Origin of the sequence: Planococcus beigongshangi (assembly GCF_016820495.1) — a bacterium.
In the GTDB taxonomy this organism is placed as follows: Bacteria; Bacillota; Bacilli; order Bacillales_A; family Planococcaceae; genus Planococcus; species Planococcus beigongshangi.
Genome location: NZ_JADHDU010000001.1, coordinates 660,356 through 683,642, shown reverse-complemented (window position 1 = coordinate 683,642; position 23,287 = coordinate 660,356). Strand labels below are relative to the sequence as shown.

The window sequence follows — 23,287 nt, the reverse complement described above, 5'->3', positions numbered from 1 at the left end:
AGATGCGCAGAAAAATCCAGCACGGAAGACAGACTCCCGGCTTGCGTAAATACCTTCTCAGCCTCTCTGGACTGTTTTTAAAGGTGTTATTATTCGATTGGTTTTTTCAAGTATAATGAACGACTTGCGGGTTTGTCAATCCTTCTGGCGAAGAGATTCCAGAAGTTCTGCGAAATACTCGGGCATTTCAGCTGAATACTCCATGTATTCGCCTGTTTTCGGATGATCAAATCCTATCACTTCAGCATGCAGCGCCTGGCCGCCGATATCCATTGTTTTCTTTGGCCCATATTTCGGATCGCCGACAAGCGGGAAACCGATATATTTCATATGGACGCGGATCTGGTGCGTGCGTCCTGTTTCCAGACGGCATTCCACCAACGTGAAATCGCCGAAACGTTCCAATACCCGGAAATGGGTGACGGCATGCTTGCCTTTATCGACAACTGCCATATTTTGGCGTTCACGAGGATCGCGGGCAATCGGAGCTTCGATCGTCCCTTTATCATGCGGGATGTGCCCATGCACCAGCGCGATATATTTGCGTGTCACGCTTTTCTTAACCAATTGGTTTACGAGAGATGTGTGTGATGCATCGTTTTTCGCTACCATCAACAGGCCGGACGTATCTTTATCGATACGGTGGACGATACCCGGACGGACGACTCCGTTGATCCCTGACAGATCCGTACAATGATGCATCAAACCGTTCACCAGTGTGCCTTTTGCATGGCCCGGTGCCGGATGGACTACCATTCCTTTAGGTTTATTGACGACCAATACATCTGTATCTTCATAGACGATTTCCAGATCGAGATCTTCCGGTACGACATCAAGTTCTTCAAGTACGGGCGGTGTTACGATAATCACATCAGCAAGGCGCACTTTATAATTCGGCTTGACCGTTTCGCCATTTACACTGACCGCACCTTCTTTTACCCAATTGGCGATCTGCGAACGTGACCAGTCCGGGTCTAATGACGAAACTGCCTTATCGATTCGCTCACCGGCCATTTCTTCCGTGATTTCAATTGTTAAATCTTCGATTTGAGTAGTTAATTCTTCCATTAAGACACCTTTTTCTTTTGTTGTTTTTCGTCATAGATCACGAATATGATCATCAGGATAACCCCGATTGTCAGTGCAGCATCAGCAATATTGAATATCGGAAAATGGTAATTAATGCCTGGAATCAGCACATCGACAAAATCGACGACTTCGCCGCGAAGCATTCTATCGATGAAGTTGCCGACCGCTCCGCCAAGAATGATCATCAGGCTCAGCTGCAGCAGCGGCTGCCCTTTGGAATATTTATGGAAATAATACAGGATGCCGATTATGACAGCTACCGTAATGATGGCGAACAGCCACATCTGCCCTTCCAGCATCCCCCATGCGGCACCCCGGTTGCGGTGTGACAGCCATGCAAAATAAGGTTCAACGACCGGAATCCGTTCCCCGAGCTCCATATTCTGCAGGACAAGCCATTTTGTAAATTGATCCGCAGCGATGATTGCTGCTGCAATTGCATAATAAATAAACATACGTTTCCCCCGTCATCTCATCTATCTTCCTATTTTAACACAATCTCGCGGAAAAAAGCGAAGGCCCGGAGAACGGACTTGCCGTTTCTCCAGACCTTATAGTTTATTGCTATTTGTTATTGCCCCTTCGGCGCTGCATAGACTCCATAGTGAGCAAGCAAAGCGGAATATCGGTTTATTTTCAATTATGCGTAATGTTTTTCCACTACGTCCGCACATCTTGGGCATAACGTCGGATGAGCTTCGCTTTCGCCGATTTTGTCGGAAATCGTCCAGCAGCGCTCACATTTTTCGCCTTCATTTTTTTCAACTGCCACAGTGACATGATTCAATGCCAATGCATCAGCAGGAGCACTCTCAGCGGATCCCCCGAATTCATAATTCGAAACGATCAGGAGCTGAGCCACGTTTTCATCGACGGATGCGAGCAGGCTCTGAATTTCTTCTGAACCGTAGACAGTAACTTTCGCTTCCAAAGATTTACCGATTGTTTTCGCAGCACGGGCCTCTTCCAGCGCTTTCAGCACATCGTCGCGGACTGCCATGAAGCGTGTCCACTTCTCTTCAAGATCTTTGAAGCTGCTATGTTCTTCGACTTCAGGGAAATCAGTCAGTTGGACACTGTCTTCTTCGACGAATCCAAGATATGACCACATTTCATCAGCCGTATGCGGAATGATCGGCGATGCCAATTTCAGGATGGCCATCAACGAGTCGAACATGACTGTCTGCATTGCGCGGCGGTGCGGATGATCGGCGCCTTCGATGTATACCACATCTTTCGCCACATCCAGATAGAATGAACTCAAATCATTCGCGCAGTAATTATTCAACGCATTATAGATGGTCGCGAACTCATATGTTTCGTAACCCTTGCGTGCAGTATCGATCATCTTTTGAAGTTTCATGACCATATACTGATCCATTTCACGCATATCTTCAAATGCGACACGGTCCTCTTTTTCATTGAAATCAGCTAGATTTCCGTGAAGGAATTTCAGGGTGTTACGGATTTTGCGGTATACTTCCGAAACTTGCTTGAAGTTCTCGTCGGATACGCGGACATCAGCCGTGTAGTCGACAGAAGCGACCCACAGGCGCAGAATATCTGCCCCCATCTGATTCATCACTTTCGACGGAAGAATAACATTTCCTAGAGACTTACTCATTTTTTTGCCATTGCCGTCAAGTGTAAAACCATGGCTCAATACGCCTTTATAAGGAGCAATTCCGTTGATGGCAACACTTGTCGTAAGAGATGAGTTGAACCATCCGCGGTATTGGTCAGAGCCTTCAAGATAAAGGTCTGCCGGATATTGAAGGTCTTCGCGTTCGTCAAGAACCGCTTGATGCGATGATCCTGAGTCGAACCAGACATCCATGATATCCAGTTCTTTCGTGAAGATGCCGTTCGGGCTGCTTGGATGTTCGAATCCTGGAGGCAATAATTCTGCAGCCGGGCGTTCGAACCATACGTTCGATCCATGTTCACGGAACAGGCCGGCAATATGGGCAATTGTTTCGTCAGTGATGATCGGGTCGCCATTTTCTGCATAGAAAACAGGAATCGGCACGCCCCATACACGTTGACGCGAAATGTTCCAGTCGCCGCGGTCGCGCAGCATATTGAACAGGCGCGTTTCGCCCCATGCCGGCGTGAACGTCGTTTCGTTGATCGCTTTCAGGATATTATCACGGAATGCGTCAATCGATACGAACCATTGTGCCGTAGCACGGTAGATGACCGGTTTTTTCGTGCGCCAGTCATGCGGATACGAGTGCGTGATGAATGTCAAGGCTTCAAGAGCTCCTGCTGCATCCAACGCTTCCGTAATCGCTTTATTGGCTTTATCATAGAACTGGCCTTCGAATCCTGGTGCTTCTTCTGTGAATACACCTTTTTCATCGACTGGGCAAAGAATATCAAGGCCGTATTTTTTACCGACCAAAAAGTCATCTTCCCCGTGACCAGGTGCTGTATGGACACAGCCTGTCCCTGAATCGACGGTGACATGGTCTCCGAGCATGACCAGCGATGTGCGGTCATATAGAGGATGCTTCGTCAGGATGTTTTCCAGTTCCGCACCTTTCATCTCACGCAGGACTTTAGGATCTTCCCACTTCAGTTCAGATGCGACGTCATCAAGCAATTCGCGTGCGATGACATATTTTGATCCATTCACTTCCACTTCGACATAGTCGAGTTTTTCATGGACCGTGATTCCAAGGTTTGCCGGGATCGTCCAAGGAGTCGTCGTCCAGATGATCAGTTTCGTGCCTTCAGCAAGAACACCTTTACCATCTGTTACAGGGAATGAAACATAGATGGATGGTGATTTCTTGTCGTGGTATTCGATTTCCGCTTCAGCAAGCGACGATTCACTTGATGGCGACCAGTAGACCGGTTTCAATCCTTTGTAGATATACCCTTTGTTCGCCATGGAGCCGAAAACTTCGATTTGGCGCGCTTCATACGAAGGCTTCAATGTGACATACGGATTTTCCCAGTCGCCTCGGACACCGATGCGTTTAAATTGAGTGCGCTGGCTGTCGATCTGCTCATACGCATACTCTTCACAGAGTTTACGGAATTCAGCCAAGGACATTTCTTTTCGGTTCACACCTTTATTCGTCAATGCCTGCTCGATCGGCAGACCGTGTGTATCCCAGCCTGGAACATACGGGGCATGGAAGCCCATCATTGAACGGGAACGGACGATCATATCCTTCAGCACTTTGTTCAGTGCGTGTCCCATATGCAAATCGCCGTTAGCATATGGCGGTCCATCATGAAGGATGAAATATGGAAGGCCTTTTGTGCGTTCCTGAACTTTCTTATAGATTTCCATTTCTTCCCATTTTGTTTGCATTTCCGGTTCCCGGTTCGGTAAATTGCCGCGCATCGGAAAATCTGTTTTCGGCATCAATAACGTGTCTTTGTAATCCATCATAATTCCTCCTGTAAACATAATAAAAAGCCCCCCATCCCTGGAAAGGGACGAGAAGCTTACTCGCGGTACCACCCTTGTTGCAGCTGAATGCTGCCACTCGAACACCGTATCGTGGCGGGACGGAACCGGATACTCGATTTCCCCGGTTCTGCTCAGGAGTGATTTTCATCCTAGCTTTCAGCACCGGGCTTCCACTGTCCCCGGCTCGCTTTCCTGAATGGCTGTGATTACTGTCTCCATCAACGCATTTGTTATGATAATTGCTATTTCCAGTATGTCGTAATTATAAAGAGTGTTGCATTTATAGTCAAGGACGGTAATCTTCGTTGGGATCTTCAAGCCGGTCCAGGGTCGTCGTGTCCACATCATATTCCATCAGCGAATCCCAGTCATCCGTATCGATCAGGTCAAGCTGGGCTTCTACGATCATTTTGAAGCGGTTGCGGAAAACTTTGGACTGCTTTTTCAATTCCTCGATTTCCATTGCAATGCGGCGCGCTTTAGTGAGCGATTCATTGACGATGCGGTCCGCATTCTTTTCAGCTTCGCGGACGATGAGCTTCGCTTCTTTCTGGGAGTTGCGGCGCACTTCTTCTGCTGCTTCCTGAGCGATGACGATCGATTTCTGCAAAGTTCCTTCAATTGTAGTGAAATGGCCAACGCGCTCATCGGTCTGTTTCAAACGTTCTTCCAGATCTTTTTTCTCTTTCAGCAGAATTTCGTAATCTTTGATGATCTGATCCAGGAAATCGTTCACTTCATCTTCCTGATATCCGCGAAACGCCTTACTGAACTCTTTATTATGTATATCCAACGGGGATAATGGCATTCAGTGCACTCTCCTTCATATATGTTTGTTACTTTTCATTATAACGCCCATTGCATGAAATATCAGTATAATTTTCAACATTCCATGCAAGCGTCATTTCCGTTGTTCAAGCCTTCCGATCTGAAGACGGATTTTATCTTTTTTCGTCCTGCCTTCGATCATCAGCACCTTGACCCGCCCGAAGCCCCTCGATGAAATCATATCCGATTCATGCAATTCGAATGAAGGCTGCTCCTGCACAGTCCAGTTGACTTTCACTTTGCCCCCGTGGATCAAAGCAGATGCCTTTTGCCGAGAAATATTGTAGACGGAGCTCAAGACTGTGTCGAGTCTCATCGAACTGACCGTATGGGATTCCTCAAACCAATCTTCTGTCACCGTCAGCATGTCGGCTGTATCTTCCACTTCGATCAGCTGGACTTTCACTTTTGCCGCAGAAACGAAATTGGTCAGCAGGTATAGCCCCACTTCGTCCGCCACAGCAAATTGGATGCGTTCGCCTTCGATCCGGATATCACCGAATTTACTCCGGCCAAGCCCCACCGACATCAAAGACCCCAGAATATCCGGATGGCGGAGCGTTACGAACTTCACAGGATATTTCAGCTCGAATACAGTGATATTGAAATCCTCTGCTGTCGGCTCATAATACGATGGATATAATAGGACCCTCTGCCGTTCCGCGTCTGGAAACAGGCCGAGCGACTCCATCCCGATCTCACTCGAGCCGAGCACGGATTGCACGATGAACCGTTCACGCGGATCCAGGAAGTCAGTAAGTTTAGGTGTATAGCGGTCTTCGACTTCATTCAACCAGCCGGAAACCTGTTCGATAAATTGCTGTTCTTCTTTTCGAAAATGCTGAAATATGGAATCCATTAGCCTGCTCCTTCCCGAGTTCAACTCATTTCAAGAAAAAAACCTCACTAAGCGTGAGGTTATTAGAAATAAAACATTCTGAATAAAACCAGTATTCCTTCCGATGCCAATTGCAAAGTGATAATCGCTACGATCGGTGAAATGTCGATCATACCGATCGGCGGGATGAATCTGCGGAATATATCCAGGTAGGGATCAGTCACTCTTGAAATGATCTGGCCGATGCTTGACTCTTTGATGCTCGGCACCCAGCTCATAAGAACCCCGGCTATCAATATATACGTATATATCCGAATTGCATTTAAAAGCAAAGTTACAATTAATACCATAGGTTAATATTGCTCCTCTATAAAATTAGTCTTCGTCATAGTAAAAGTCGGATATTGCGCCGTCCACTTCCACTGTATCCGGTACGCACAGGAAAATATCCGTACCGATGCGCTGGATATCTCCGCCCAGTGCATAGACCGTGCCGCTCAGGAAATCGATGATGCGAAGTCCCTGGCTTTTTTCAATGCGCTGAAGGTTTACGACAACAGCACGTTTACTTTTCAGATGTTCAGCAATGTCCTGCGCTTCTGCATAGACCCGAGGTTCCGCCAAATTCACTTTTGAGGATTTGGATGCTGCTGTTTGAATGCTCACCAGGTTCGGAACAGACGTTTCAGCCGCTTTCTGCCGACGTTCTTTTGGCGATTTACGGATTTCCTGATTGACTGACGGCTTTTCATAGCGGGGAGCCTGCTGGTTTTGCTGCTGTGGCTGATCTTCTTCTTCCTCTAAATAAAAGAAATTCTTGAATGAATTTTTAATGCTCATCATTCTGCCTCACTTTCTGAACCGATTAATGCAGTTCCGACGCGAACAAAAGTCGCCCCTTCCTGCGCTGCTATCAAGTAATCATTGGACATTCCCATGGAACATTCGGTGCATGGAGCGTGTGGCCAATTTTTCTCAGCCACCTGCTGCTGCAGTGTTTTTAATCCCTTGAAAACGTCCCGCAACACTTCTTCATCTTCAGTATTCGGTGCCATCGTCATCAATCCGATAATATTGATTTTATCATATTTTTCGAGTGTCTTGATGAAATCGACCGTTTCTTCAGGTAAGACACCACTTTTGCTGTCTTCTTTTGAAACATTGACCTGTACAAAACAATTGATGGTATGCTCCGCACGCTTCTGAATTTCATTTGCCAGACTTAACCGGTCAAGTGAATGCAGGTAATCGATCTGATTGATGATTTCCTTCACTTTTCGGGTTTGAAGATTTCCGATGAAATGCCAGGTGGCGCCGTCTCCGATTGCTTCATATTTCTTCAGGAAGCCTTCCGGACGGTTTTCACCAAGATGGACGATGCCGGCTTCGATTGCTTCTTTCGTCCGCTCGACGCCCACTTGCTTTGTTACTGCGATGACTTCGATGCCTTCACGTACTTCATCCAGTTCGTTTCTTATCATTTTATATATCGGTTTGATGGGTTTCATGAATTCACAACTTTTCTTCAGATGTTCAGTTTATTGTACCAAGTATGCCGCCATTTATCAATTGTGTCATATTAGCAAGAAAAGCGACAACGGCCGCTCAGCTCCGACAAGCGTAAGACATTCCGGCGAAGCGGCATCTTTTCAGCCGCACAGCCGGGAGGGCTTACGACTCGAGGAGTTGGCCCGTTGGAGTCTGGACAAAGAAAAGCGATAACGGCCGTTCAGCTCCGAAAGGCACACTTTCTTATCCACAAAAAAAACAGCTGCCACTATGGCAGCTGTTCGGATTAACGTCTCTTTTGTCTGTTGCGGAGGAACGTCGGAATATCAAGTGCATCATCCTGCTGCTTTTCCTGACGAGCCGGTTCCTGCTGATAAACTGGCGCTTGTTCTTCGCGGCGCTGTTCCTCACGGCGCGCTTCACGAAGCGTCGGCTGCGGTGCTTGCTGTTGCTGGATAGACTGCACACGGCTTGAATTCAAACCAGAGCCTCTTGGCGTTCTCGGCTGAAGCTGTTCTTCATTGAATCCGGTCGCAATAACCGTAACGACGATCTCATCTTTCAAGTTATCGTTGATCACGGAACCGAAAATCATATTTACATCTTCATCAGAAGCGGAAGCGACGATATCTGCAGCTTCCTGGACTTCATAAAGGCTGAGATTCGAGCCGCCTGTGATATTCATCAGGACACCTTTGGCTCCGTCGACAGATACTTCAAGAAGTGGACTTGAAACTGCTTTTTTCGCAGCTTCCGAAGCACGGTTTTCACCCGAAGAAACACCGATTCCCATCAATGCTGACCCTTTATTCGACATGATTGTTTTAACGTCGGCAAAGTCAAGGTTGATAAGACCCGGTACAGCGATCAAATCGGAAATACCCTGGACACCTTGGCGGAGCACATTATCCGCTTCACGGAACGCTTCAAGCATCGGCGTATTTTTATCCACGATTTCAAGCAGACGGTCGTTCGGAATGACGATCAGCGTATCCACCGATTCTTTCATCTGGCCGATCCCACCGATTGCTTGCGTCGAACGCTTGCGTCCTTCAAATGTGAATGGACGTGTCACAACACCCACCGTCAATGCGCCAAGTTCTTTAGCGATTGCAGCGATGACTGGAGCTGCACCTGTTCCGGTACCGCCTCCCATGCCTGCTGTCACGAAGACCATATCCGCGCCGCGGAGTGCTTCTTCAATCTGTTCCTTGCTTTCTTCCGCCGCTTTTTTTCCGACTTCCGGGTTGGCGCCGGCGCCAAGACCGCGAGTCAGTTTGCCGCCGATTTGAAGGCGGACTTCAGCTTTTGATAAATTCAAAGCTTGGGCATCCGTGTTGACTGCGATAAATTCCACACCCTGGACACCGTGTTCGATCATGCGGTTTACAGCGTTGTTACCGCCGCCGCCGACACCGATAACTTTTATAACTGCCATAGCATCAACTGATGTATCAAATTCCAACATTCTTTTTCCTCCTAAAATTGCCCAGCTTTATGATGAAGCATGATGCAATGTTTTTTTATTGATTAAGAAAGATTAACTATTAATTTTAAGCATTTGAATGCTGCACTTAACGGGCGCCGTCGCTTTTCGTTGTCCAGACTCCAACCAGCCAACTCCTCGGACTTAAGCTGCCCTTCCTGTGCGGCAAAGTGCACCGCTTCGGAAGTTCATCTTACGCCTGTCAGAGCTTAACGGGCGCCGTCGCTTTTCTCTGTCCAGACTCCGGCGACCCAGCTCTTCGGGTCATAAGCCAGCCCAGCTATGCGGCAAAGGGCGCCGCTCTGCTATTCTGTCTTATGCCTGTCAGAGCTTAACGGGCGCCGTCGCTTTTCTCTGTCCAGACTCCAGCGGCCCAGCTCTTCGGGTCATAAGCCGATCCAGCTGCCGTGGCAAAAATCGCCACTCTGCTGTTTCGTCTTATGCCTGTCAGAGCTTAACGGGCGCCGTCGCTTTTCGTTACTTACTCAAAAAATCTGTCGAACATCTTCTTGGCTTTTGTTACGACACCTTCGCCATTTTCTTTAGGCTGTTTCGGCTGTTTTTGAGGCCTTTGCTTTTCAGCTTTCGGTTTTGGTTCGGCTTCGACCTTCTGGGCATTGCCCAATGCGGCTCCGCTGCCGATATGTCCATAAAAGACATCTTCTTTATAAGCATACTGGATCAACCCGACAGAAGTCGTGTACTGTGGTTCTCTGACTCCGATATATTCAGGTGTGAACAGACGCACACGCGTTTGCAAGATATTGCGTGCAAGTTCCGGAAGACCTTCAAGTTTCGCCATGCCACCCGTGAGAACTACGCCCCCTGGAAGGTCCTGGACACCAAGGCGGTAAAATTCATCCAAAATCAATTCGAAAAGTTCTTCCAGGCGAACTCCGATTATTTCAGATATGTATTTTTGGCTGTACTGCTCTTTTGTATCAGAGCCGATGACAGGCACCTCGAACAATTCATCTTCAGATGCATTGTCATAAAAAGCGTGGCCGTATTCAAGCTTAATCTTCTCAGCCTGATCGGTCGGGGTTTTCAAAACGATTGATAAATCTTTTGTTACATGGTCGCCGCCGACAGGAATGACTGATGAAGCAAAGAGGTGTCCGTCCCGGAATACAGCGATTGAGGTAGAGCCTCCGCCGATATCGATGCAGGCTGTTCCATGATTCTTTTCATCCTCGGTCAACGCATAATATCCCGCTGCCAGCGGCTGAGGGTAAATGTCCCTGATTTCAAGGCCGGCCCTTTCAACACACCGCAGTATATTATGAAGAATGGTCTTGGACGTTGTCACCATTGTACCATCCATTTCAAGGCGAATCCCAATCATACCTCGAGGATCTTTAATTTCATCCAAATGGTCTACAATATATTGCTCTGGTATGACATTCACTAATTCTCGTTCGGGCGGAATCGACATGACTTGTGCCGCTTCGAGCACACGGTCCAGGTCATCATCTGTAATTTCACGATTTTCACTGTTTACGGCGACTACTCCTTTTACCGGCTGAAGCACCATCTTATTGGCAGGGATTCCAAGTACAACTTCGTGGATCGATTTGCCGATCATCCGCTCCGCCTGGTCTACCGCTTTTTTGATGGACTGTACAGTAGCATCTATATCAACGATAGCCCCTTTTTTTATGCCATTTGATTTGACGTTGCCGACACCGATGACGTGCAACGATTTATTGGCCATTTCTCCGATCAATACTTTAACCGACGAAGATCCAATATCTAAACTCACATACAATTCTGATTGGCTCAATTCGTGGCACCTCCTTATTTTATTGCAGTTATTATATATTCTATTGTAAATTATACACCTTGTCTAAGTAATTTGATGCAATATTTCTTTATTTGATCAGAAAATTCAAACTGATTCCCGAATCTCCTTTTTTTCTGCCCATTTACTTAATAATATTCGCCGGATAACTGCGATGTTCTGGAATAATCTGACCCCGAAAGCGAATATCGCCGCAAGGTAAAGATCGACTCCAAGATGGACTCCGAGAAATGCCAGCCCGGCTGCCAGCAAAATATTGAAGAAGAATCCTGAAACAAAAACTTTGTCGTCGTATACTTGCTGCAGATGTGCCCGGATGCCTCCGAATAAGGTATCCAAAGAAGCAAGAACTGCGATCGACAGGTAATTGGCATATTCGGGAGGAATTCGTATATCTGTCAACAGCCCGAGCGATACGCCGAGTATCAGCCCTAAAATGGCGAGCCACATCGTTATTCCTCCTCCATTGCATTTAAGTAATTGATGCCGAGCTCTTCATCATATGCTTCCACAGTGATTTCATCTTGTGGCTGAATCACATTGACCGATAAATTATCGATGTAAAAACTGTCAAGTATTGAAGATGCTTTTAAATGGTTATATAGTTTTTCGGCATTGTCGGCAGTGCCCGCAGCCACTTTGATCTCGAACGGCGGCGTACCGACCGGCAAGCCATTGACTGTCGTTCTTCCGTTGATATCCCGTATCGGGCTTGTATTGATCAACCGTTTTCCGTCTATCGACAATTCGATATCATTGAAACGGTTTATTTCATTGATCAGACGGATCAGCAATTCCGGTGATACTTGTTCGATGTTCTGTCCGGTAACTATGGCTTCCGCTGAAGGTTCGATGAAAATCTGGAGGCCTGGACCTGTTATTTCTGTCAGTCCCGCTGTTTCCCTCAATTCCTCGACAGTCTCTTTCAACGCCTGTTCCGGGCTATCATCCTTAGCCTTTTCATATTTGGCCAATGTTTCATCCAATGCGCTGATTTCTGATAATAACTCAGAGTGAAGCTGCTTTTCCCTGGATAACTCCTGCCTGATCTCCCAGATATCCCGTGTATCACGCGTATCCGGCTCGTTGATTGTATTATATTGGATGGCAGTCATCAGGCCGATGACGAATAAAATCATCGTGAACCGGGAAATGACTTTCTTTTTCATGCAACTTCCCCCTCAATCATGATTCCGACAGCAGAGCCGGCATCTGAATCGCCAGCCCCTCGTCCATGGTCACCACAATATTGTCATTGACCAATTGATCGAGAACTCCACCTGATAATTCAAATGAGGCAGAAAGGACATCAGGCTTGCCGATCGCTTCAATCGTGAACGGGGCAGGATATTGAACACCGTCCACTTCAATCACCGGGCCCGTGCAAATGATTGTTGAATTCGCATGGATCCGTTGACCGTTCACCGCAATCGCTTCTGCCCCGGAAATATAAAGCTCATGAATCACCTGGAAAACGTGGCTTTCATGCACGATATAATTATTTGGATTGGCGGATTGTCCATTGTATTCGCCGTCTTCCAGCACAATTTTCAAACCCGTCCCTTCCACCGGCATCAGACCGACATAGCGGCGGAGCTTCTCAGCCTCTGTCGCCATATCGCTGACAGCTTCTGCACCGTCTGAAAAAGAACTTTCATAATTCTGCAGTTCCTCTTGCTTTACTTGCATTTCCTCGCGCAGTGTTTTATTGCGCTCCAGCTGCTCGATCAATTCTTCCCGGTAACGTTCCTCTTTTTCAAAGTCGGAACTCAGGAAGTTCTCTTCACTGGGTTCAGCTAACAGGGAATTACTGTAGGAATAGGAGAGGATGAACCCCAATACCAGAAAGACAAGCGAAAAGACAATCGATTTGCTGACCTTCCCCTGTTTACGGCTCGATGGTTTCTTCATCTTCCGAAACCTCCTTTGGCGGACCATAAACATCATCGAAGGAACGGAACGTGATGCCCACTTCCATATCGAAGACCCCTTTTACCCCGTCATCCAGTTGAGCGATGAGCGCCGGGTAATAAGCAAGTTTTTCAGCCAGCGTATTCAATCTTGCCCGAACTTCATTGCCATCTGTCATATACAGCGTAATTCTGGAGGAGGCACTCTCCCCTTCAGTCACTATGATCTGGGACAGCAAGTTCGAGACCTCAGCATCAAGCTCCTGCAATTGTTCGGCAAGCTCGAGACGCGTCTCCTGATTTACGAAATCCGTAAAAATGGGGCCATTCACCCCATCCACCGGCAATGCCACTGCGTGACCATTAGCCAATAGTTCCTGATAGCCTGTATCAGTTTCGAGATAGCCGATCGGCGGATACTCAGCAATTGAAATCTCCACTCCGGTCAACCATCTTTTTTCGACTTTTGCCGTGTCCACCCAGTCCAGTTCTGAAATGGCTTCGCCGGTTTCATCTTCCGAAAATGACCACATGGAATCCCCCAGCGTCAACCTGCTTGCTTTGATATATTCTTCTTCCGAATATAATTCTTCACCTGTAACTTTGATCGTTTGAATTTTGCTGTATTTTGTCTGGCTGTAGATCAAGCCCGCCAGTAATAAGAGAAAAATGAACAGCAATGCCAGGAATTTGCGATTGGTCCTTTTCCGCCTGCGCTCACGGAGCGTGGGAATGCGTTCTTCTATATCAATCACTTTATCCATGCCTGCTGCTCCTTTCTCGTTTGTTCAGACTTCCACGTTTAACGGGCACCTTCGCTTTTATCTATCCAGACTCCGGCTGCCCAGTCCCTCGAGCCGCTTCGGTCTTGCCGGTAATGACTAAGGGCGCCTTCGCTTTCATTGTTCCTCAGTCACTTTTCTGACTGCATCGATGAAGGCGTCTCCGCGTATTTCGAAATTGTCATATTGATCCCAGCTGGCACATGCCGGTGACAGGAGGATCGTATCGCCTTCGGCTGAATGATTCACGGCTGTTTCAACTGCCGTGGACATATCCGTGACTTTTTCCACTGCGGCTACACCGCATTCATTTGCAAACCGCTCGAATCGGTCGGAAGTTTCACCGAATGTTACAAGCGCTTTCACCCGGTTCATATAGGGCCGAAGCTCTTCAAGCGAATGATTCCGTTCAAGTCCGCCCGCCAATAGCACAATATTCCCCGGAAAAGCTTCCAACGCGCTTTTCGTAGCCAGTGCGTTCGTCGCTTTGGAATCGTTATAGAAATTCCGCCCTTTCCAATTCGTGACGAATTGAGAACGGTGCTTGACTCCAGTAAATGACGTCAACACCCGGATGATGGTTTCTTCCGTACCGCCCCAAAGGAGGGCTGCGGCCGATGCTGCAAGAATGTTTTCGAGATTATGCTGGCCGCCGAGGAGAACTTTCGAGCGCTCGATTAATTCTTTTCCTTGCCAATAGATAAATTCGTCATCTGCACTGATGCTGTCTTCCGTCTTCCCTTTCAATGTAAAAGGGATGAGTTTCGCTTTGCATTTCTGGGCATAAGCAGCCAAATGCGGCTGGTCGGCATTATAGATGAAATAGTCGTCCGCTGTCTGATTCTGTGTCAATTTCATCTTGGACATTTCATAATCTTCCAGTGACCCATGATAATCGAGATGGGCCTCGTAGAGATTGGTGACAATAGCGATATGCGGGCGGAACAACTCCGTCCCTTTCAGCTGAAATGACGATAATTCTGTCACAATGACATTTTCGGGTTCCGCATGTTCAGCGACGCCGCTTGCCACTGTTCCGATGTTGCCGGCGATCAATGGTTTCTTTTCATCCTGATGGAGCATATGGAACAGTAAAGTCGTCGTTGTCGTTTTCCCATTCGACCCTGTTATTCCGATAAAAGGAGCTTCGCTTATGAGGTAAGCAAGTTCTACTTCCGTCCAGATTGGAATTCCTTTTTCCTGCGCTGATTGAATAATTGGGTTTGAATAAGGGATCCCAGGATTCTTCACCAGCAGTTCAAAGCCTTCATCCAGTAAATCTTCCGGATGGCGGCCGCATATGACCGTCACACCCAGATTCAATAATTCCTGGGCATCAGGATTTTCTTCAAATGGCTTAGAATCATTCACTGTGACAAATGCGCCGATCTTATGTAAGAGACGGGCAGCTGTAAATCCGCTTTTCGCCAGACCCAAAACAAGGACCTTCTTTTGATGAAGCTGTGCTGCGTCTTTCATCTATAACACCTCCAGAAGAACGGCAATTGCTGCGGCAATTAAACCTGCAAGCCAAAATACCGTTACCACTTTCCATTCAGACCATCCGCTCAATTCAAAATGGTGATGGATCGGACTCATCTTGAAAATCCGTTTTTTCCTTAACTTAAAGCTGCCGACCTGCAAAATAACGGAAGCTGTTTCGATGACAAAAACCAATCCGATCAACAGAAGCAGCAATTCCTGTTTCAGCAGGATTGAAACCATGGCAAGTGCGCCACCGAGAGCCAGTGATCCCGTGTCACCCATGAATACTTTTGCCGGGTATTTATTGAAAATCAGGAATCCGATCAATGCGCCCGCCACGATGAATGTGAACAGCGCAATTGCGTCCTGATCCTGTTTGATGGCTATCAGTCCGAATGCCGCGAAAGCGATGGATGCTGTACCTGCCACTAATCCATCCAGACCGTCAGTCAAATTGACTGCGTTCGAGAATCCCACCAGCCAGAAAATGATGAACAATACATATACAACTGACAGATCGATGGAAATGGAAGTGAATGGAATGAATAACCCGGTATCAAATTCGATCATTCCCAGCAGCAGGAATGATATGACGGCTATAACAATCTGTCCGATCAGTTTTTGCAGAGAAGTCAAACCCAGGTTTCTTTTTAATACCACTTTGATAAAATCATCCAAAAACCCGATCAATCCGTAGCCGAACAGCACAATCAGAAGGATCGACAATTCCACTGTCAGCATGTCCGTGAAAGCGGCCACGCCTAGAGCTGTCAATATAATGGAAATGAGGAAAACAAGGCCGCCCATTGTCGGGGTGCCTGTTTTCTTCATATGTGATTCAGGTCCTTCCTGCCGAATGCTCTGGCCAAATTTCATCCGTTGCAGCAACGGGATGAAAACCGGCATCAATCCAGCAGAGAGCAGTAAAGCAATTCCAAATCCGATAAATAAATAAACGTCCATAATTATCTCCTTTAAACATCTTCCTATTCAGATGTGTCTTCTATAATGATTTCATCGGTATTTTCTTCAGGTATGCCTTCAGGGCCGTCCGTCATCTGCACCTTATACGAATCAGCAGGTGTCTGCAGCCTGACGACAACCGGTTCACCGTCAGTCAAAGCAGATCCGGCGGATAAACTCTGATTTACAGCGTATCCCTGCCCCACAATTTCCAATGATAATCCGCTGAGCGTCTGAAATGCAAGCAATTCCCGCTTGGACCAGCCTGTGAAATCAGGCAGTACGGCTTCTCCTTCACTTTGAAGGATCACTGTTGCTCCCGCCACTATGACCTGCCCTTGTTCAGGGTATTGTGCAGTAACCGCTCCCGCACTTCCGGTTATAACGGCGTTGACATTCTGCGATTGAAGTTCTGAAGCCACTTCTGCAGAAGACCTGCCGATATAATCACCGAGTTCCACTGTTGGTGTATCCTCAGTTTCTTCCGGTTCGATATTCATATATTTCAATCCATTTTCCATTACAGATGTGAAGATCTCCGCGACGGGTTGAGAACCATGTCCCGTCACTTCCATCTGAGGCTGCTGAACACCGACATACATGATCAGTTCCGGATCTTCGGCAGGCGCCATGCCGACAAAAGAGAACAGGTAATTGTCTTTGCCGGTCATATATCTGCCATTTTCACCAGGAATCTGTGCCGTTCCTGTTTTACCTGCAACTGTATAATCCTGCAACGCAAAACGTTTCGCTGAACCATTCTCATCCGTCACCGTAGAGGCCATGATTTCCCGAACGATTTTCGCCGTTTCAGCTGAAATCGGCTGACCCGCTTCTTCAGGTTCACCTTTCTGTGTCACTTCACCCGTATCCGGATTTTTTATTTCATCGATAATATACGGTTTCATCATGACACCATCATTAGCGAAAGCCGTAGTGGCCTGGATCAACTGTATCGGAGTCACCGTTGAGCCCTGGCCGAATGTCATCGTCAATTTATTAATGTCGCGTTCTTTAAGAATTTTTCCTGCTGATTCGCCGGGAAGATCGATGCCCGTTTTATGGCCAAAGCCGAATGCATCGATATAATCCATGAAGATGTCAGGTCCGATGCGTTCAAGTAGATAGGCCATCGCTACGTTGGACGAGCGCTGAAAACCTTCCAGGAAAGTGATCGTGCCCCACCCTTGCCTGCCGTTATAATCTCCGATTGTTGAACTGCCGAATTGGTAGGACCCCGATTGGTAAGTGGCATTCGAATCCCACTTCCCTTCTTCGACAGCAGCCGCCAGCGTGAACATCTTCATCGGCGACCCCGGTTCGATCGTCAACTGAATGCTTTCGTTAAGCCAGTTTTCAGATAGACCTTCGCGTGTATTCGGATTAAATGAAGGGCGCTGTGACATCCCAAGTAATTCTCCGGTTTTCGGATTCGCTATCAGAGCGATCATCCGTTTCGGATTATATTTGTCCTGTACGGAAGACATGGCATCTTCCAAAAAGTTCTCCAATGTCTTATCCAGCGTAAGCTTGATATCCGAGCCATCCACTGCCGGTGTAACGGCTGTTTCGCTATTCGGCAGCAAAAAGCCCCATCTGTCCGTATCGAATTGCATTTTACCGTTTTCACCCGTCAGAATATCATCGTAGATCAATTCAAGCCCCATTTTCCCTTTGGTGGCCATCTCGCCGTCTTCCAGCTCCTCTTTCATCGCAAAACCGATTAAGTGGGAGGCAAATACTCCATTTGGATAAAGTCTTTTTAGATTGCGGACATACAGGAGACCGGGCAATTCCCTTTCTTTCATCTCCAGCATTTCCGTATGGCTGATTTCACGCCCTGCCGAGCCGAATTCGACCTGGTAGCGGTCTTCTGCCTGCCCTTTTTGCAGAATATCGTAAATCTCTTCTCTGGACAGGCTGATGTATTCCGACAGAACGTCTGCAGTCTGGCCAATATCTATCACGTGGCGCGGATCATCAGCTTTTTGGGTAGCCGATTCATCCAGAACAGCAACGAGTTTATAGGAAAGCGTATCTTCTGCTATGACTTCACCGCTGCGGTCGAGAATTTTTCCCCGTTCCGCCGTAAGCACTTCTTCCTGGCTATATTTGGCTGCAGCTTTTGCAGCCAACTCCTGACCTTCGACCTGTCCAGTTGCCTGAATACTGACAATTCTTGCCAATAAAAGGAAAAAGAGCCCTGCGAAAACTAAAAACAGCAGAAAGGCTCCCCATTGAAATCGAAACTTCTTCTTCATTGTCCAGGCACCACTACTTTTACATTTTCATCCTTCATTGTAAGGCCCAGCTCTTTGGCTTTTGCCCAAATGCGCTCATATGTAGAAAGTTCGCTTACTTGCACTGTCAAATCGGTATTTTGTCTCTGGATTTCACTGATATCATTTTCAATTGTCTGAATTTCATGGGTGGTAGCCTGAATTGTGGCTTGATTTTGAAGAACCAGCAATGCGCACATTACGAATACAGCCAAGAAAGATAGATACAAAACCTTTTCCCCTTTTGTAATGAGGGCTTTTTTTCTGCCCGGCTGGTGACTCGGAGTGTGAGGAACGGCCGGCTGTTGGATATAAGTCTCTTTTCTTGCATTCAACGCCATAAAAACACGTCCTATTCTCTAATTTTTTCTGCAATCCTTAATTTCGCTGACCGTGACCGATTATTATGTTCCAATTCCTCTTCGCTCGGGAGGATCGGCTTCCGGGTAATAAGTTTCAATAAAGGTTCTTGTCCTGTCGGAATAACCGGGAAGTTCGGCGGCAATTCCGGAAGCGACGAAGCTTCTTTAAAAATCGTTTTGCAAATGCGGTCTTCCAGTGAATGGAAAGTGATGACACTGATCCGCCCTTTAGGAGCAAGCAGCGTGATAGCATCCTGCAGCGAAGTTTCGGCTGCGCCGAGTTCATCGTTAACTGCAATCCGAATGGCCTGGAAAACGCGTTTGGCTGGATGGCCTCCAGTTCTTCTTGCGAATGCCGGTATGCCTTCTTTAATGCATTCAACTAATTGGCCGGTTGTTTCAATCGGTGCCTTTTCCCGTGCGGCTTCAATTTTCCGGGCAATCTGCTTGGAAAATTTTTCTTCACCGTAACGGTAGAAAATGCGGACCAGCTCTTCGAAAGCCCATTCATTTACCACTTCATAAGCGCTGAGTGGGGCACTTTGGTCCATCCTCATATCAAGCGGTGCATCATTATGGTAACTGAAGCCGCGCTCAGGAGTGTCCAGCTGTGGAGATGAAACGCCTAGGTCGTATAGGATCCCATCAACTTTTTCAATGCCCCGCTGTTCAAGTTCATTTTTAAGATCTTTGAAGTTGGCATGGATAAACGTAATTCTATGTACATAGTCTTTCAGCTTTTCCTTCGCATGGCCGATAGCTGTTTCATCCTGATCGAAACAATACAGATGGCCTTCATCGGAAAGCTGACGGACCAGATACTCACTGTGTCCTGCGCCTCCTAAAGTGCAGTCCACATATATGCCGTCAGGACGAATGTTCAGTCCATCGACAGTCTCATGGAGTAAAACCGTGGTGTGGTTGAACAATCCATTCCCTCCGTTTCTAATTTAAAAGTCAAAATCCACTAGGTTTTCTGCGATGTCGTTAAACGAGTCTTCAGAAGCTGCAAAATATTCTTCCCAGGAATCTTTCGCCCAGATTTCAAAGCGGTTGGAAACTCCCAGAATGATGCATTCCTTTTCGAGCTTTGCATAAGACACCAAAGTTGATGGGATGTTGACGCGTCCTTGCTTATCCAGTTCCACTTCCGTGGCTCCTGAAAAGAAGAAGCGGGTAAATGCCCGGGCGTCTTTTTTGGTGACAGGAAGTTCTTTCAACTTCTCTTCGATCTTCTGCCATTCATCCATCGTGTATCCAAATAAGCATTGGTCCAGGCCTCTGGTGATAACAAAATTATCTCCCAGAAGTTCACGAAATTTAGCCGGAACGATCAATCGTCCCTTTGAATCAACGCTATGTTGATATTCGCCCATGAACATACCCTTCACCCCGCTTATTGTAATTAATGTACCACAATCCCCCACTTCCCACCACTTGTTTTTGAAATATTTCATGTATGTTACAAACACATGTCTCAAATGAACTTATTGAAACAAAAAAAAGCCTGCTACAGCAGGCTTTTCAGCATTAAAAATAGATGATTTTATGATTTTTGTCATATTTCAACTCAAGGTCCAATAATTTGTCGATTAAATCCGGTCCATACTCATTCAGATAAGGAATCGGATTATAAATTCGTTCCTGGGGCGTGCCATTTGGAATCAATTCGTTTTCAAGGTAATCATAATGCCCGAATTGCACACTGTTTTGAAGCACCACTTCGTCTTCCAGTTTATGCTTCAGGAAGTTAAGCTGTTTCAAGTGAAATTGCAGATTCTTTTCCACCAAAGGTGTCAATCCTTTACTGATTTCGGTGAACACGGTTTGAATCTCTGCATAATCCCGCTCCAGTTTCTTCACCAGGTCCTCGACCATCTGTTCCGCTTCTTTTTCCCTTACGCTATCCAGCAGGTCCGCTTTCAGCTGGAGTGCTTTTCGATCAACCACCAAATCTTTAAAAGTCAGGCTGTATTTTTCAAACAGCACCTGGACGCGGCGGTTGACAAGGGTCATTCCCAAACGGGGCATGATGACCGGCATTTCCATCCCCATCAATTCAAAAGCACTTTTAAACACAGCCCAATAGGCGATTTCCCCAGGCCCGCCGACGAAAGCCAGTACCGGAAATACCATTTCCTGCATCAAAGGCCGTGTCACTACGTTATTACTTAGGATTTCAGGATTATTCTTTGCAATGGCCAGCAGTTCATTCCTGCTGAAACGGACGCTGCCATTATTGCCGATAAATTCATCGCCTTCCCTTTTCAACAGGATGCGCTCTTCTTTCACCGTGATGAACAGATTGGCTGCGTCAGTTTCTGCTGAAAGCGGCGCATTATAACCCATGGCAATCAATTCCGCTTCCGCTCCGTGAACACGTTCAGCGATTCCCTGCGCCTGCTCGATCAGCTGCACAAAATATTCCGATTCATATCTTCTTAAGCCAGAAAAAGCTGCGTCAATGAACAGTAATCCCGTTTTTTTGAAAAAGTGATTAAGCATGACTGAAAAGAACTCTGTAAAGGTTTCAGCCGTTTCTAAAAACCGAATAATAGTTGCTGCAACTCTTTGGAATGGACAGTTTCCGGCAGGCTTCTAAAGTATTCCGAAAGAAAGCTTTCGATTTCCGTCTTATTGAGTTGTGCAGTGGACGCTGTTTTCTTGCCGTATTCCGCATGCGGGAAATTGAGCTTTTCAACCCGCCCGTTCACTTCACGGTACAGATGGCTGATTTCTGCGAGATCATGGTCTTCTCCGGCAATCCAAAATACTGGAATCACTTTTTCGCCAAGCTGCCGGCTGGCCTCTTCTGCGAGAAGGATAGCCGATATGGCTTTATGGACCGTATACAACGGACCCGTCAAAAGACCCGCCTGCTGACCTGTAATCACCACGGATGCTCCATCGGTGAAATCCTTCAGATGCTGCTCGGCTTTTTCGGATATGCCGAACGGCTCCATATAGCTGCGGATGATGGAACTTAGATCTTTGCGGTCGACCTTATGTTCCCGGAGTTTTTGCTGTCTCGCAGCAAATGATGCCTGATCCGGGCTGTACGAAAAATAGCGGCGCAGCTTTTCTTCGCCGTTTATGTAATCATTCATCAAATCGCTTGTAGGCGATACGAATTGTTCTGCTAATTTCATCTTACGAATCCCCTTTTCCCATTACATAACACCTACTATATCAGACCCGGCATCGGTTTTAAAAAAATCAGCCTGATAAAAGCATTCAAAAAAGCATCGACTGTCATCCAGTAAAACTGATGACGGTCAATGCTAGGCCCGCAACCCATATGAGGATATACGAAGATGATAATAATAAAAAGTAAAGTCGCCACGTTTTCCGGATATACTTGAGCACTTCGATTTCTTTAGATCCTTTCCATTCCATCACAAGAAGGATGATGGCGATCAGGATCGCTGCCACATACAGGCCGAAAGAAATCTGTATACCCCATAAAGCATCGACCGACACCGGGACTGACAGAAATAAAAGAAAGGTGGTCAGGTCGGCCGAAAACCCGATGGCTCTTTTTTTCAGTCTTTTACGGCTGGCAAATAATAATAGGATAAATGCAAGAAATGGCGCAAACACCAAGACCGCGCCCATATTTTGAAGGATGTTCATCACTCTTCTTCAACCGCCTTCAATAGATGATAGAAAGTCTGTAAGGTCGGCAGTGTATAGCGGGAGCGCTTGATGGTATATAACAGGATCGTATCCAATTCCATTTTACGCCCAGCCAATTTATCAGCAAGCATTGATGAAGTGTTGCCGGCAGTAGAGGCACATAAGGTTGTAACCTGTTCAAACGGCAGCAGCGCATCAATTTCCGGGAATGCGGAATACAATTCCGTATAAACATTCTTTAATAATTCATAGGCATGCACGTTGCTGAGCAGCTCACCGTTTTTAATCGACAGCAACGCTGTCAGCGGATTAATCAGGCAATTCAGCAGCACTTTCCGGAACAGCAGCCGATCCGCATCTTCCTGCCATTCACAACCGACTCCGTTGATGTTCAGCAAGGGAAGAAAACGCTCTTCATCGCCTGCAAGAAGCGCCAGCCTGTATGTTCCTTTGCCTGTATGGCGGACATGGGTGTCGCCCTCTTTCAATGCACCGTGTTCAACGACACCGGCAGCTATATTCTTCTGCGGAAGATGGCGGAGCATTTCCAGATGCATCATCCCGTTTTGCAGAAAAACGATTGGATTGGCCAGGCAATTGCTTTTGAGCTTCTCAATGACTTCCGGCAGCTGGCCATATTTTACAGTGACGAAGATAAACGCATTCGATGGAATCGACTCCCATCCGCTGGAAGCTTGTATGTATTGGACTTTGCCGTCCCTGCTGATGCCTTCTGCATTGATGCGCTCTGCCTGTTCCGGCCTCCGGGTGATCAACCGGACGCCGCAACCCGCTTCCTTAAGTAAAGAAGCAGTTAGCATACCCACCGCACCTGCGCCTACGATCGCAAAATTCATGATATCCCTCCCATATTAATAAACCATGTATAAAG

22 protein-coding genes, 1 pseudogene and 1 other annotated feature are annotated in these 23,287 nt (G+C 46.9%); all 23 genes and pseudogenes read right to left on the bottom strand.

From position 1 onward, the window contains the following. Positions 1 to 135: 135 nt before the first annotated feature. Complete coding sequence (locus IQ294_RS03195) at positions 136 to 1,068, bottom strand: RluA family pseudouridine synthase (protein ID WP_432419942.1); 933 nt, start codon at positions 1,066 to 1,068, stop codon at positions 136 to 138. Beyond that, a complete protein-coding gene (gene lspA / locus IQ294_RS03190; protein ID WP_203332555.1) occupies positions 1,068 to 1,544 on the bottom strand; it encodes a signal peptidase II in 477 nt (158 codons plus the stop codon). Before lspA ends, IQ294_RS03195 begins: the two co-directional genes overlap by 1 nt. Positions 1,545 to 1,729: 185 nt before the next feature. After that, positions 1,730 to 4,492 (bottom strand): isoleucine--tRNA ligase, encoded by a 2,763-nt coding sequence (ileS, locus tag IQ294_RS03185; protein ID WP_203332554.1) that lies wholly within the window; start codon positions 4,490 to 4,492, stop codon positions 1,730 to 1,732. A 43-nt stretch (positions 4,493 to 4,535) separates the two neighbouring features. Next, positions 4,536 to 4,747, bottom strand: a binding site (T-box leader). 55 nt (positions 4,748 to 4,802) lie between these two features. Then, complete coding sequence (locus tag IQ294_RS03180) at positions 4,803 to 5,324, bottom strand: DivIVA domain-containing protein (protein WP_203332553.1); 522 nt, start codon at positions 5,322 to 5,324, stop codon at positions 4,803 to 4,805. Between the two features lie 93 nt (positions 5,325 to 5,417). After that, complete coding sequence (locus tag IQ294_RS03175) at positions 5,418 to 6,203, bottom strand: YlmH family RNA-binding protein (protein WP_203332552.1); 786 nt, start codon at positions 6,201 to 6,203, stop codon at positions 5,418 to 5,420. A 62-nt stretch (positions 6,204 to 6,265) separates the two neighbouring features. Then, entirely contained in the window at positions 6,266 to 6,532 is a 267-nt protein-coding gene (locus tag IQ294_RS03170) for a YggT family protein (protein WP_203332551.1), read from the bottom strand. 25 nt (positions 6,533 to 6,557) lie between these two features. Next, positions 6,558 to 7,022 (bottom strand): cell division protein SepF, encoded by a 465-nt coding sequence (locus IQ294_RS03165; RefSeq protein WP_203332550.1) that lies wholly within the window; start codon positions 7,020 to 7,022, stop codon positions 6,558 to 6,560. After that, a complete protein-coding gene (locus IQ294_RS03160; protein WP_203332549.1) occupies positions 7,022 to 7,690 on the bottom strand; it encodes a YggS family pyridoxal phosphate-dependent enzyme in 669 nt (222 codons plus the stop codon). The genes IQ294_RS03165 and IQ294_RS03160 overlap by 1 nt, the downstream gene beginning before the upstream one ends. 287 nt (positions 7,691 to 7,977) lie before the next feature. Beyond that, entirely contained in the window at positions 7,978 to 9,159 is a 1,182-nt protein-coding gene (gene ftsZ, locus IQ294_RS03155) for a cell division protein FtsZ (protein ID WP_203332548.1), read from the bottom strand. Positions 9,160 to 9,658: 499 nt separating this feature from the next. Next, positions 9,659 to 10,960 carry a cell division protein FtsA gene (gene ftsA / locus IQ294_RS03150; protein ID WP_203332547.1) on the bottom strand — a complete coding sequence of 434 codons (1,302 nt, stop codon included), beginning with the start codon at positions 10,958 to 10,960 and terminating at the stop codon, positions 9,659 to 9,661. A gap of 105 nt (positions 10,961 to 11,065) precedes the next feature. Continuing rightward, the gene (locus tag IQ294_RS03145) at positions 11,066 to 11,428 is read right to left on the bottom strand and encodes a small basic family protein (protein ID WP_203332546.1); all 363 of its coding nucleotides are present in this window, start codon (positions 11,426 to 11,428) and stop codon (positions 11,066 to 11,068) included. 2 nt (positions 11,429 to 11,430) lie between these two features. Further along, positions 11,431 to 12,147: a DUF881 domain-containing protein gene (locus IQ294_RS03140; protein WP_203332545.1), complete on the bottom strand. Its 717-nt coding sequence runs from the start codon at positions 12,145 to 12,147 to the stop codon at positions 11,431 to 11,433. Between the two features lie 16 nt (positions 12,148 to 12,163). After that, the gene (locus tag IQ294_RS03135) at positions 12,164 to 12,889 is read right to left on the bottom strand and encodes a DUF881 domain-containing protein (RefSeq protein WP_203332544.1); all 726 of its coding nucleotides are present in this window, start codon (positions 12,887 to 12,889) and stop codon (positions 12,164 to 12,166) included. After that, positions 12,867 to 13,652 carry a cell division protein FtsQ/DivIB gene (locus tag IQ294_RS03130; protein ID WP_203332543.1) on the bottom strand — a complete coding sequence of 262 codons (786 nt, stop codon included), beginning with the start codon at positions 13,650 to 13,652 and terminating at the stop codon, positions 12,867 to 12,869. The genes IQ294_RS03135 and IQ294_RS03130 overlap by 23 nt, the downstream gene beginning before the upstream one ends. Positions 13,653 to 13,787: 135 nt before the next feature. Then, positions 13,788 to 15,149, bottom strand: coding sequence for a UDP-N-acetylmuramoyl-L-alanine--D-glutamate ligase (murD, locus tag IQ294_RS03125; RefSeq protein ID WP_203332542.1), 1,362 nt, complete (start codon positions 15,147 to 15,149; stop codon positions 13,788 to 13,790). Next, entirely contained in the window at positions 15,150 to 16,118 is a 969-nt protein-coding gene (mraY, locus tag IQ294_RS03120; RefSeq protein WP_238942598.1) for a phospho-N-acetylmuramoyl-pentapeptide-transferase, read from the bottom strand. 23 nt (positions 16,119 to 16,141) lie between these two features. Continuing rightward, on the bottom strand, positions 16,142 to 18,379 hold the full coding sequence (locus IQ294_RS03115; protein WP_203332541.1) for a penicillin-binding transpeptidase domain-containing protein: 2,238 nt from the start codon (positions 18,377 to 18,379) through the stop codon (positions 16,142 to 16,144). Then, complete coding sequence (ftsL, locus tag IQ294_RS03110) at positions 18,376 to 18,738, bottom strand: cell division protein FtsL (protein WP_203332540.1); 363 nt, start codon at positions 18,736 to 18,738, stop codon at positions 18,376 to 18,378. The genes IQ294_RS03115 and ftsL overlap by 4 nt, the downstream gene beginning before the upstream one ends. 11 nt (positions 18,739 to 18,749) lie before the next feature. Further along, positions 18,750 to 19,688 carry a 16S rRNA (cytosine(1402)-N(4))-methyltransferase RsmH gene (gene rsmH / locus IQ294_RS03105; RefSeq protein WP_203332539.1) on the bottom strand — a complete coding sequence of 313 codons (939 nt, stop codon included), beginning with the start codon at positions 19,686 to 19,688 and terminating at the stop codon, positions 18,750 to 18,752. A 21-nt stretch (positions 19,689 to 19,709) separates the two neighbouring features. Continuing rightward, complete coding sequence (mraZ, locus tag IQ294_RS03100) at positions 19,710 to 20,141, bottom strand: division/cell wall cluster transcriptional repressor MraZ (protein ID WP_203332748.1); 432 nt, start codon at positions 20,139 to 20,141, stop codon at positions 19,710 to 19,712. A 148-nt stretch (positions 20,142 to 20,289) separates the two neighbouring features. Then, positions 20,290 to 21,866 (bottom strand): annotated as a pseudogene (gene bshC, locus IQ294_RS03095) (bacillithiol biosynthesis cysteine-adding enzyme BshC). A 145-nt stretch (positions 21,867 to 22,011) separates the two neighbouring features. Further along, entirely contained in the window at positions 22,012 to 22,392 is a 381-nt protein-coding gene (locus tag IQ294_RS03090; RefSeq protein ID WP_238942639.1) for a DUF3397 family protein, read from the bottom strand. Then, complete coding sequence (locus tag IQ294_RS03085; protein ID WP_203332538.1) at positions 22,392 to 23,252, bottom strand: ketopantoate reductase family protein; 861 nt, start codon at positions 23,250 to 23,252, stop codon at positions 22,392 to 22,394. The genes IQ294_RS03090 and IQ294_RS03085 overlap by 1 nt, the downstream gene beginning before the upstream one ends. Positions 23,253 to 23,287: the final 35 nt, after the last annotated feature.

Coding starts and splice junctions, on each gene's coding strand:
- IQ294_RS03165 (WP_203332550.1), bottom strand. CDS start 7,022: ATGAGCATTAAAAATTCATTCAAGAATTTCTTTTATTTAGAGGAAGAA.
- IQ294_RS03160 (WP_203332549.1), bottom strand. CDS start 7,690: ATGAAACCCATCAAACCGATATATAAAATGATAAGAAACGAACTGGAT.
- murD (WP_203332542.1), bottom strand. CDS start 15,149: ATGAAAGACGCAGCACAGCTTCATCAAAAGAAGGTCCTTGTTTTGGGT.
- IQ294_RS03180 (WP_203332553.1), bottom strand. CDS start 5,324: ATGCCATTATCCCCGTTGGATATACATAATAAAGAGTTCAGTAAGGCG.
- IQ294_RS03115 (WP_203332541.1), bottom strand. CDS start 18,379: ATGAAGAAGAAGTTTCGATTTCAATGGGGAGCCTTTCTGCTGTTTTTA.
- IQ294_RS03170 (WP_203332551.1), bottom strand. CDS start 6,532: ATGGTATTAATTGTAACTTTGCTTTTAAATGCAATTCGGATATATACG.
- IQ294_RS03130 (WP_203332543.1), bottom strand. CDS start 13,652: ATGGATAAAGTGATTGATATAGAAGAACGCATTCCCACGCTCCGTGAG.
- ftsL (WP_203332540.1), bottom strand. CDS start 18,738: ATGGCGTTGAATGCAAGAAAAGAGACTTATATCCAACAGCCGGCCGTT.
- ftsZ (WP_203332548.1), bottom strand. CDS start 9,159: ATGTTGGAATTTGATACATCAGTTGATGCTATGGCAGTTATAAAAGTT.
- IQ294_RS03195 (WP_432419942.1), bottom strand. CDS start 1,068: ATGGAAGAATTAACTACTCAAATCGAAGATTTAACAATTGAAATCACG.
- mraZ (WP_203332748.1), bottom strand. CDS start 20,141: ATGTTCATGGGCGAATATCAACATAGCGTTGATTCAAAGGGACGATTG.
- IQ294_RS03145 (WP_203332546.1), bottom strand. CDS start 11,428: ATGTGGCTCGCCATTTTAGGGCTGATACTCGGCGTATCGCTCGGGCTG.
- IQ294_RS03135 (WP_203332544.1), bottom strand. CDS start 12,889: ATGAAGAAACCATCGAGCCGTAAACAGGGGAAGGTCAGCAAATCGATT.
- IQ294_RS03140 (WP_203332545.1), bottom strand. CDS start 12,147: ATGAAAAAGAAAGTCATTTCCCGGTTCACGATGATTTTATTCGTCATC.
- mraY (WP_238942598.1), bottom strand. CDS start 16,118: ATGGACGTTTATTTATTTATCGGATTTGGAATTGCTTTACTGCTCTCT.
- IQ294_RS03085 (WP_203332538.1), bottom strand. CDS start 23,252: ATGAATTTTGCGATCGTAGGCGCAGGTGCGGTGGGTATGCTAACTGCT.
- lspA (WP_203332555.1), bottom strand. CDS start 1,544: ATGTTTATTTATTATGCAATTGCAGCAGCAATCATCGCTGCGGATCAA.
- IQ294_RS03090 (WP_238942639.1), bottom strand. CDS start 22,392: ATGAACATCCTTCAAAATATGGGCGCGGTCTTGGTGTTTGCGCCATTT.
- ileS (WP_203332554.1), bottom strand. CDS start 4,492: ATGGATTACAAAGACACGTTATTGATGCCGAAAACAGATTTTCCGATG.
- IQ294_RS03175 (WP_203332552.1), bottom strand. CDS start 6,203: ATGGATTCCATATTTCAGCATTTTCGAAAAGAAGAACAGCAATTTATC.